This is a genomic window from Bacillus sp. B2-WWTP-C-10-Post-4 (genome assembly GCF_009183805.1).
GTDB classification, from domain to species: Bacteria; Bacillota; Bacilli; order Bacillales; family Bacillaceae_G; genus Bacillus_A; species Bacillus_A cereus.
Map to the genome: position 1 here is coordinate 1 of NZ_WEII01000132.1, position 10,067 is coordinate 10,067.

Here is a 10,067-nt window from a genome sequence, read left to right on the forward strand (position 1 = left end):
GAATCAATATGAATCAACCGTTTTCCCTGTTTATAATACGCATCAATAAATAGGGAATGATTTTTACTTTTCAATTTCACAAAGCAATTTTATCTCTTTTATTTGTGAAATATGACGCTGTTCATGTAAATAAATCAGTTCTATCCACTGATCAAGGGATAATTCTCCAAGAGCTGGATGCATCACTGCTTTTTTCGCTAATATAGACTCATCTTCTATTGTACTCAGGAAACGCATCAATTCTTTTCTTGATTCGTTTAGCATATTGAGCATTTGCTCCACTTCAAATGGTTCTATAATTGGTTCAATCATTTCTGGAGCTATAAACTTTTTCGTTCTATCTAATAAAATAGTGTGAATTTCTTTACGCTCATTTTGGGTACTATCTAACTTTTTTAATCCTGATGAAATAACTGTTATAACTCTCTCATCTAATAAAACTAAATGATGACAAACTTGTGCAATACTCCATTTATCCTTATCTGGTTTCCTATTAAATTGAGCATCACTCAACAAAGTAATTTCCTCAACTAATTGATCTCTCGTTTCATAAAACTTGTCATTTACAAATGTATCCATGTGGATTCTCCTTTCATTGCAACCTACATACTTAAATTCCTACGCTAGAAATATTATCTTCAAAAAAAGTTTTTCTTTCATTACTATTCCAATTTCATTTTAAAGCTACAAATGAAATTATTTGTTTTTTATATCTTTTTAATTGGCACAAATAAATTAACTTTTAACTTTCCGTCTAGATCTTCAGCAACATTATTTAAGCAAAACTCTAAATTATCTCTATCATAATCTGCATCATACTCACTATTTGGTAGCCACTCTGCATACATGTATTGATACGCTTCACTTAATTTATGAGGTTCATCATAGAACTGGTATAGACCATATGTACCTCCATCTAATCTTTTAAATTGCACATCATGATGCTTTTCTTTATCGAAGTTTTCAGGAACCGTAACACATGCATCATGCCGGCACTTATGACTTGCAACAAGTTCAGGATTATCTAATGATATTCCGATAAATGATTGCTCTGGTGGATAAAGTTTATTTTCAATTGACCAATTTAGTAACTTTCCCCAGTGATCTTGTGGTTCAAAGTAGCTACCAGTTCGTCTTATATATGCTACTTCTAATGTTGGTAATTTTTTTATAAAAACTTTCATTTACATCTTCTCCCCTATAAATATGTACACTGTTTATTTAGCTTTCTTTAAATATTTATTCCTTCTTAAATAAAAAGAATCCTCTAATCACATGAATTTTAATTGAAATACAATTGATTACTATTACTACTACTAAAGTAGTATGTACTTTCATACTTTTATTTGATTTTTAAGTCTTTTTAAATCGATATATTGATTGTAAGAAAATAAAAAGGTGGAGGATTTTAATTGATTAAAGGAATATACGAAGCGCATTTACCAGTATAATGTCCTATCAATTTATCATTAAATAAATGTAAAAAACGACCCTATTTATTCATTTTTAATGCGTATGTATGTACATTTGTTAATTTATTCGATATATTATGGGTATTGAATGATTACGTAAAGTGTATAGGTCGCTTATATAACACCTTATATTTTTATATCCGTGAAAACTACAAAGTGTATGAAAATCCATTTGTCAAATGAATTTAGTGCGGAAGGAGGTTTGTGGTTACTTCATAGGGTATAATAATCAGTTTTTTACTGATAAAAATATAGGAGGCGACATAATGTTTCGTACGATTTCAAATTTCATGAGAGTAGCTGAGATAAGAAGGAAAATCCTTTTTACACTAGCGATGTTAATCGTTTTTCGAATTGGCACGTTTATTCCAGTTCCTCATACTAACGCAGAGGTATTAAAAGTACAAGATCAAGCTAACGTTCTAGGTATGTTAAACGTATTTGGCGGAGGAGCATTGCAACACTTCTCAATCTTTGCTGTAGGTATTACACCATATATTACAGCTTCCATCATAGTACAATTACTACAAATGGATGTTATACCTAAGTTTTCGGAATGGGCAAAGCAAGGAGAAATGGGCCGTAAGAAATCAGCTCAATTCACTCGATACTTTACAATCATTCTCGCATTCATACAGGCCATCGGAATGTCTTATGGCTTTAATAATATAGCAGGTGGACAATTAATAACAGATCAAAGCTGGACTACATACTTATTTATTGCGACAGTTTTAACTGCAGGTACTGCATTTTTACTTTGGTTAGGCGAACAAATTACCGCTAACGGAGTTGGTAATGGTATTTCGATGATTATCTTCGCAGGTCTCGTTGCTGCGATTCCAAATGTTGCAAATCAAATTTATTTACAACAATTCCAAAATGCTGGAGATCAGCTATTCATGCACATAATAAAAATTGTTTTAATTGGACTCGTAATTTTAGCGATAGTTGTTGGCGTTATTTACATTCAACAAGCTGTACGTAAAATACCGATCCAATATGCAAAAGCTGTTTCAGGAAACAATCCATATCAAGGAGCAAAAAACACTCATTTACCTCTTAAAGTAAATAGTGCTGGTGTTATACCAGTTATCTTTGCTTCTGCATTTTTAATGACGCCACGTACAATTGCGCAGCTCTTCCCTGATTCAAGCGTATCAAAATGGTTAGTTGCAAATCTTGATTTCGCACATCCAATTGGAATGACACTTTATGTCGGTCTTATCGTTGCTTTCACATACTTCTACGCATTTATTCAAGTAAATCCTGAACAAATGGCTGAGAATTTGAAAAAGCAAAATGGATATGTTCCTGGTATTCGTCCTGGTAAAGCAACTGAACAATATGTAACTAAAATTCTATACCGTTTAACATTTATCGGTGCAATTTTCTTAGGTGCTATTTCTATATTACCGCTCGTATTCACGAAAATTGCTACGTTACCACCTTCTGCTCAAATTGGTGGTACAAGCTTACTTATCATTGTCGGTGTAGCACTAGAAACTATGAAGACGTTAGAAAGCCAGCTTGTAAAACGTCATTATAAAGGCTTTATTAAAAAAGTGAATTAATTATAAAAAACACAGTTGGTTATTTTTCCAACTGTGTTTTTTATTTTATCAGTCCTGTAATATACAGGGCTGTTGCTTTATGGAACTACATCTCCTTCTCTAATAACCGCCCTTTTTTGAAATAAGCCCGTAGCGTTGAACGATTGGCCAAAAATACACCAATCAATATAAGACAAGCCCCCATTCCCATTGTAGGATTTAAAGGTTCCCCTAAAATGATATATCCCACAATTATTGCAATTAATGGTGATACATATAACCACGTCGATGGAAATACTGGATTTGTTTTTGATAAGAGCCAGTAATATAATCCGTGTCCACCAATCGATCCGATAAATATGAGATATAAAATAGGCCATTGCACACTCCATGAAGTTAATACGGTTACGTTTGGTTGTTCTACAATAATAGATGCGATTAGTAGTAAAATCCCTCCATAAAACATTTGAATACCGTTAATAAGAAATGGTGATACATTTAATAAATCTGACAGTATTTCTTTCGAACGAATAGAGCCTATTCCGTAAAATAACTCCCCTATAACTAAAACAATACAAGCAATACTCCATATGAAACTTACTTGTTGATGCATTCCTGGTAAAGAAACAAATATAACACCTGCTAGTGCAATAACTAAAGCAATGAGTTGTTCCTTTTGTAATTTCTCCCTATTCCTCTTTGCTTGTATTAATAAAATCATCATTGGTCCCGTAGCAGAAAGAACAGCAGCTAATCCCGAAGAAATATATTGTTCTGACCAATATAAACTTGCGAATGTCATAAATGTTAAACAAAATCCAGCATACATAATGTGTTTTGAAAATATATGTGGCATAATTTCTTTTCGCTTTAATTTAAAAATAATCATAAGGATTATGCCCGCTAAAAAGAAGCGAATTCCTGCTGAAAACAACGGTGGCGCCCCTGCTTCAATTCCAATTTTTATCGTTAAAAATGTTGTCCCGAAAATAATACATACTAAAATGTAATTAAAAATGACCATTTTGCTTCCTCCTTTTTACTCTTAGAGTGAGTATAGAGGCTATGGTGTATAACAGTGTATCGGTACATATAACAGTTACTTCAAGTTGTAGTTGATTCCCTATATATTTTTCGCTTTAATTAAGTTAAAAAGAAAAATAGGTGAACCTATGAAAATTGTATTGCGTAAAGAAACAAACATACCGTATTACAAGCAAATATATATGCAAATTGTTGACAGAATACAAAGTGGTATGCTTTCACATGGTGAATCTCTTCCTTCTTTACGTTGTATGGCCACAGATTTACAAATCAATGTATTAACAGTTCGTAAAGCGTATAAACAGTTAGAAACGAAAGGGTATATACGCATCGAACAAGGAAAAGGTGCTTACATATATAAACGGGTAAAGAAAGATTTCAAACCAATTCCGTATAAATGGCAACAAATGAAAACGATTAATGTTATGCGTTCTCAATATGCAATGAATAAGCACCGTAAATATTATAATTTTTCACAAGCAATTCTGTATCCTCGTCTGTTACCAAATCCATTTTTGGCAGATGAAATGCATAAATTGCTGGATAAAAATCCGATGTTGTTAGCAACTTATGGGCCAGTTCAAGGCGATTATGAATTGCGAGTTGAAATAGCAAATTACTTAAATGAACACCAGAAATTAGTGACAGACCCATCTCAATTATTAATTACAAGCGGCGCACAACAAGGAATTGATTTAATTGCTCAAACATTATTAAAACTTGGAGATATTGTATTAGTAGAAAGTCCATGTTACAGTGCTGCGCTTGATATTTTCATCAATAAAGGTGTTCAAATCATTCCCGTTTCTCTTGATAATCATGGAGTTCGCTCCGACTTAATTGATGATATTTGTCAAAGTAAAAATCCCGTTTTATTGTATACGAATCCCACCTTCCAGAATCCGACAGGTACAGTAATGAGTAAAGAACGAAGAATGGAACTTATAGAACTATCGGAGCTATATCAATTTTTTATTATTGAAGATGATTCTTTCGGAGAAATATATTTTGAGGATGCTATAGTCCCGCCCCCAATCAAAAGTTTTGATAAAGATGGTCACGTAATATATATAAAAGGATTTAGTAAAACGTTAGCACCAGGACTGCGTATCGCAGCACTTATTGCCGATGGCCCTATTTTTGAATGGCTATATGCAGTAAAAGGTTCGATGGATATCGGTAGTCCTTTATTAACACAGAAGGCACTTCTACCATTTTTACGTGCAGAACGTACGAAAAACCATTTAGAAAAATTACGTACAGCTTTACAAATAAGACGTGATTTAACAATTGATACATTGTCGCCATTAAAAGAACTAAACTTTGAAATACCAAATGGAGGTTTTAATTTATGGGTGACACTGCCTGATTCGATAGATCCCTTTACCTTATTACAAAAAGCAAATGAAGTAGATGTCTCTTTTTTACCAGGAACAGCTTGTCTATTAAATTACGAAACAAATGATAACCAATTAAGAATTAGCTATTCAATGTTAAACGAGAAAGATATGGAAATTGGATTAGAAAAATTACACGATACAATACGAAACAGTATTTGTTAGAAGTAATATCACAATAGCTAACAATAAATAATACCTGAAAATGTATAGTATGGGATATTATTTATTGTTGAGCTTTTTCGTTATTCTGAACAACCGGTTTTAAAACTTGCCTTTCTTTTAATTCTTCAACACTACCATATTGATCAATAACAATTGCTTTCATTTCCTCTCCTCCTTGCTGTTTATTTTAATAACATACAATTATTTCTCAAAATTTTTTGCCTTGAATTAACATATAATTATTTTTGGGGGTAATTATGCAAGAAGCATTATAAAGTGAAACTTTAATCAACTCTCGCCAATCGGGCTTTTCCGGGCAGTTGGTCCCCTCCCAACTTCTTTACTTTCCCGGAATTTTGAGATGGGACTCTTACTGCCCGGCAAATAGCGGGATAAATTCCAATACGAATCTTACACACATCTTAGAATCATCCAAAACTGTTTTATTAATTAAATTCAAAAGAAATGAGGCTAACTATATGAGTGAAAAGATATTTAAAATAAACGGAATTGATATATGTACAGAAAGCTTTGGGAACCCTAAGAACCCTGCTATTTTATTAATTATGGGCGCTACATGTTCCATGGTTTATTGGGACGAAGAGTTTTGTGAGCTGTTGGCTAGTACGGGGAAGTTTGTTATTCGCTTTGATAACCGTGATGTTGGACGCTCTGTTGCCTATGAACCTAGAACTTCCAATTATACAGTAACAGATATGGCTGAAGATGCAATTGGAGTACTAGATGCTTATCATATTGATAAAGCTCACCTATTTGGTATGTCATTAGGTGGTATGATTGCTCAAATTGCTGCTGTAAAACATCCCGAAAGAATTTTGACGCTAACTTTACTAGCGACTAGTGTAATAGGATCTGATGACAATACTCGCGATTTACCTCCAATGGATGAAAGGATTTTAACACATCATGTAAATGGCACAAGTATAGATTGGGCAAATAAAAATGATGTGGCAGAGTATTTAGTTTCAGGATCTCGTCTATTATGTGGATCAGAACGAATATTTGATGAAAATAGAGTTTATAAACAAGTAAAACAAGAAATAGAACGCGCAAACAATTTATTAAGTATGTTTAATCACGCTTTACTTCAAGGTGATGATGCATATGAAGGTGTACTTCAATCCATACAAGCACCTACATTAGTTATTCACGGAACAGACGATACAGCACTACCATTTGAACATGGCCTCGCACTAATTGATGAAATTCCAAGCTCAGTACTATTAACCCTTAAAGGGGCAGGCCATGAAAACCATCCAGATGACTGGGAAAGCATAATTAATGCTGTTTCTAAACATACATCTAAAATTTAGATAAATAACTAATGGAAGGGGCACAAATTATATTGTGCCCCCTTCCATTTACAAACAAAACCCCATCACTGTATTCGTATGTATAGTGATGGGGACTTCTTATATTTTTCTATGTTTAAAAAAATGGACAATCTAATTGATCAACAGATTCCCATAATTTTTTTTTTGCATTTTCGGTGGATGTATTTGTGTCTAGTGTCATGTTTTTAAAAGGGTTTACCTCGACTTTTAATAAGGATGAAGGCTCCACATATAATGAGAAAACATGGCTGCTTGGTAAAGCTTTAGCAACGTCAATATCTCCTACTTGTTTAAATAGTTGCTGCGCAGCAAAGAAGAAGAAATTAGTTGGATTTGATTGTTTATTCAGCCACGCAAGCATTTCAGGTGATACCGATTTATGAATATTGATTTTTACTCGATCACCACGTTTATATCGCCTAGATCGCATACTTCCACCAACTAACTTATCGTTAAGTTTGTAAATCCTAACTCTTTTTGCTTATGCTCTCTATATTTTGGCGAACAAGTATAGACTAATAATCCTCGTGCATTTGTAAATAACGGATTATCTACAAAGATTACATTTTTGAGTCGTCCTTTTTGCTTTAAAATCATTTTTAAACTGTTTTTAATAATTACTGCACCCCCGCCATAAATAAACACGTATGGATCGTCTTTCATATCATCAATTTTATTTATAATATCTGTTGCAACACGCGCTGCTAAACCTAATAGCGCTGGCTGTGATTCCTCAACTAATAATGTATTTCTCGGATGCTTATCATTTAAATAAATTTGATTGAATTCTGTAATACTGTCAATCGTTTTAGTTGGATACTTTCGGTTCCATCTCGTAATGATTTGTAGTAACGTCTCTTTTACACCATAAGATAAACCTTTACTTAGTTGCGGACGGAAATTCACCCCTAATGAAACGACTTCTTCTGTCGTCCCTGCGCCAATATCAAAAGAGAGTAGAGTTTTATCTACAAAATCAATTTCAGAAACTTGATTTTGCTCACATTCTATTTTATGTTTCACAACATTTCCTTCTTCATCGTATACAATGCCCCACGTCCCAGAAGCACCCTCAGGCAGGCATTTACAATACTCAATTGAAACATTAATTGTCACATCGCGTCCGTTCGGATAATGGAAAATAACCTTATGATTTCCCATATAACGTTTTGCATTTTCAGCAGCTATTTCTTGTGTAATAAGCTGCATAGGAAGAGCGACAGATAAATCATAACGAATATTAATATGGCTAGAAGTTGGACTTTGACGCATAGCGCTTACCGCCAAACCTGATAGTATTGTAATAACCATTAACTCATCCGTTGACTTATTTGATTTCTTCTCTACCTCAGTACCTTTTAATTGATCTTGAATGACTTTTTCTCCAACGATGTATCGTACATTATTTAGCATTAACGATGGCGAACTTATAGTCACATCAATGTGGTTTTCTAATTCAGATAATGAAACATCTACCTCATCTAAGAGTCCTGTAGGCTCACCTATATATAAAGAATAAATACTCGGAATAAAAATAGGGTCTTGCCCTTTCACCATTAACTTCAAACCGTTGTTTCCTGCATCTGCACCAGCTTTTAAAAGTATAGACATAACTACCCCCTAAATTAATCTGACATCCCTTCCAAATATATGCGAGCCCATTCTTTTACATTCAAATGTATTGTAATTTTTTATTTATCATAGAACTAAAATATTACATACTTACATATTTCGTGTGAAAAGTATTTGACATGATACTTTTCCAATTTTATACTTATATTTGTAAAGAGTTTTTTACAATCGAGGGGGCAATTATTTATTGAATACTAAAAAAACTATTTTTATAATCATTGTTTTAGCATTAATTGCAATACTAGTACATGGCACATATAAATACATAACTGAAGGTTCTATTTTGGGCGGTACGATTTTTGCTATTTCGTTAATACTTAGTAATTTAATTAATTACATTACTTGGGGAGATCCCCACGGTGTATCAGAAGAAAGTCAAGATGAAATGGGACAACAAATTACATATAAAAGCTTTAAAATTGCATATTTTGTGCTTGTAGTTGTAATGTTCCTTATATTAATCTTCTCTGAAGGATTTTCTATGGGGGCTAATTTAGATAGAGTAAAAAACCTCCCTCTGTTCATCGCAATTTGCTCTTCCTTCTTTATTTATCCTATTGTCGAACTCGTAGTTGCAAAACAATATAAATAAAAAGATGAGGTTTTCTACATGTAGAAAACCTCATCTTTTTATATTTACATACCCTCTACAATTGCTTTTAATTTGTTCACAGTCCGCCAATTCCTAACTGTAGCTGGTGTATGTAACTTCTGAAACTGGTTCATTAATTTAGAGTTTCGAATGCTATTTTTGAAAAACAAATAAACGACTTTCTCATCTATATAGCAATCTTCAAGTTCACTTTTAAATATAAGCAATTGACTACTCTCTTCTTCAGAAAGTACATTAGCTAAAAAAGCAACATGAACACTTTCTCCTTCTAACAATGAATGAACTTCATACGGACATTGCTTAATAATATTTATAAATTCATCATGTGTTCTTAGCATGACTGGAACATCGAAATCAAATTCATTTTTTATTTCCGTTTGTATTCGGTCTTTTAGAAAGTTTATATCTTCCTTAGATTCGAACACGATATTACCACTCTGTATATACGTTTTCACTTGTTTTAACCCTATTGATTCAAACACTCGTTTTAACTCAGCCATTTTGATTACTTTATGTCCACCGACATTGATTCCTCTTAGTAATGCAATATAAAGTGTCATACTATTTCCCCCACAATAAAATGAACTTATCAATTGAATCGATTTCCCCACTCATATTTCTCGGATATTTGTTTTAATTCTTCTAACATATCATGAATAGATAATACCTCAAATAAAATAATATACTCACTTGAAAAATGGTGATGATAATGATTTGGTTTATAATCTTTTAAATCATTTTTATAACTCCAAGTTGAGATATTAAAAAATTCACAAACTAACACTGTAAGAAAAACTGCAATCCCAGTTTTAATCACTCTTCCCCCAACGATATTCCAT

Annotated in this window: 11 protein-coding genes; 4 read left to right on the forward strand and 7 right to left on the reverse strand. The window is 32.9% G+C overall.

Going from position 1 to position 10,067, the window contains the following annotated elements; translation table 11 throughout:
- Positions 1 to 63: 63 nt before the first annotated feature.
- Together GBN78_RS26375 and GBN78_RS26380 are read right to left on the reverse strand one after the other, a co-directional pair.
- Complete coding sequence (locus GBN78_RS26375; RefSeq protein ID WP_152127872.1) at positions 64 to 579, reverse strand: DinB family protein; 516 nt, start codon at positions 577 to 579, stop codon at positions 64 to 66.
- A gap of 128 nt (positions 580 to 707) precedes the next feature.
- On the reverse strand, positions 708 to 1,184 hold the full coding sequence (locus tag GBN78_RS26380; RefSeq protein WP_152127873.1) for an AraC family transcriptional regulator: 477 nt from the start codon (positions 1,182 to 1,184) through the stop codon (positions 708 to 710).
- Between the two features lie 554 nt (positions 1,185 to 1,738).
- Between GBN78_RS26380 and secY the strand changes: the two genes are divergently transcribed.
- A complete protein-coding gene (gene secY, locus GBN78_RS26385; RefSeq protein ID WP_000490131.1) occupies positions 1,739 to 3,043 on the forward strand; it encodes a preprotein translocase subunit SecY in 1,305 nt (434 codons plus the stop codon).
- Between the two features lie 85 nt (positions 3,044 to 3,128).
- Here secY and GBN78_RS26390 read toward each other — a convergent pair whose 3' ends face one another.
- Positions 3,129 to 4,046: a DMT family transporter gene (locus GBN78_RS26390; protein WP_152127874.1), complete on the reverse strand. Its 918-nt coding sequence runs from the start codon at positions 4,044 to 4,046 to the stop codon at positions 3,129 to 3,131.
- Between the two features lie 148 nt (positions 4,047 to 4,194).
- Between GBN78_RS26390 and pdxR the strand changes: the two genes are divergently transcribed.
- Positions 4,195 to 5,628 (forward strand): MocR-like pyridoxine biosynthesis transcription factor PdxR, encoded by a 1,434-nt coding sequence (pdxR, locus tag GBN78_RS26395; RefSeq protein ID WP_152127875.1) that lies wholly within the window; start codon positions 4,195 to 4,197, stop codon positions 5,626 to 5,628.
- 479 nt (positions 5,629 to 6,107) lie between these two features.
- Positions 6,108 to 6,962 carry a BCA family alpha/beta fold macrolide esterase gene (mleBCA, locus tag GBN78_RS26400; protein WP_152127876.1) on the forward strand — a complete coding sequence of 285 codons (855 nt, stop codon included), beginning with the start codon at positions 6,108 to 6,110 and terminating at the stop codon, positions 6,960 to 6,962.
- Between the two features lie 115 nt (positions 6,963 to 7,077).
- Here the strand turns inward: mleBCA and GBN78_RS26405 are convergent, their stop codons facing one another.
- Together GBN78_RS26405 and GBN78_RS26410 are read right to left on the reverse strand one after the other, a co-directional pair.
- The gene (locus tag GBN78_RS26405) at positions 7,078 to 7,413 is read right to left on the reverse strand and encodes a hypothetical protein (RefSeq protein WP_001257751.1); all 336 of its coding nucleotides are present in this window, start codon (positions 7,411 to 7,413) and stop codon (positions 7,078 to 7,080) included.
- An 11-nt stretch (positions 7,414 to 7,424) separates the two neighbouring features.
- Positions 7,425 to 8,594, reverse strand: a complete 1,170-nt coding sequence (locus tag GBN78_RS26410) for a ParM/StbA family protein (protein WP_000025622.1) — start codon at positions 8,592 to 8,594, stop codon at positions 7,425 to 7,427.
- 208 nt (positions 8,595 to 8,802) lie between these two features.
- On the opposite strand from GBN78_RS26410, the gene GBN78_RS26415 reads away from it, so the two are divergent.
- Complete coding sequence (locus tag GBN78_RS26415; protein WP_152127877.1) at positions 8,803 to 9,207, forward strand: hypothetical protein; 405 nt, start codon at positions 8,803 to 8,805, stop codon at positions 9,205 to 9,207.
- A 44-nt stretch (positions 9,208 to 9,251) separates the two neighbouring features.
- Here GBN78_RS26415 and GBN78_RS26420 read toward each other — a convergent pair whose 3' ends face one another.
- Positions 9,252 to 9,788 (reverse strand): DUF1697 domain-containing protein, encoded by a 537-nt coding sequence (locus tag GBN78_RS26420; RefSeq protein WP_000177397.1) that lies wholly within the window; start codon positions 9,786 to 9,788, stop codon positions 9,252 to 9,254.
- Between the two features lie 29 nt (positions 9,789 to 9,817).
- Positions 9,818 to 10,067: aromatic acid exporter family protein (locus GBN78_RS26425; protein ID WP_226798498.1), on the reverse strand; the 250-nt coding region annotated here is incomplete at its 5' end.

Bases quoted from the DNA above. Each gene is read 5' to 3' on its own strand.
- GBN78_RS26390 (WP_152127874.1), bottom strand. From the start codon at position 4,046: ATGGTCATTTTTAATTACATTTTAGTATGTATTATTTTCGGGACAACA.
- GBN78_RS26375 (WP_152127872.1), bottom strand. From the start codon at position 579: ATGGATACATTTGTAAATGACAAGTTTTATGAAACGAGAGATCAATTA.
- pdxR (WP_152127875.1), top strand. From the start codon at position 4,195: ATGAAAATTGTATTGCGTAAAGAAACAAACATACCGTATTACAAGCAA.
- secY (WP_000490131.1), top strand. From the start codon at position 1,739: ATGTTTCGTACGATTTCAAATTTCATGAGAGTAGCTGAGATAAGAAGG.
- GBN78_RS26405 (WP_001257751.1), bottom strand. From the start codon at position 7,413: ATGCGATCTAGGCGATATAAACGTGGTGATCGAGTAAAAATCAATATT.
- GBN78_RS26420 (WP_000177397.1), bottom strand. From the start codon at position 9,788: ATGACACTTTATATTGCATTACTAAGAGGAATCAATGTCGGTGGACAT.
- GBN78_RS26380 (WP_152127873.1), bottom strand. From the start codon at position 1,184: ATGAAAGTTTTTATAAAAAAATTACCAACATTAGAAGTAGCATATATA.
- mleBCA (WP_152127876.1), top strand. From the start codon at position 6,108: ATGAGTGAAAAGATATTTAAAATAAACGGAATTGATATATGTACAGAA.
- GBN78_RS26410 (WP_000025622.1), bottom strand. From the start codon at position 8,594: ATGTCTATACTTTTAAAAGCTGGTGCAGATGCAGGAAACAACGGTTTG.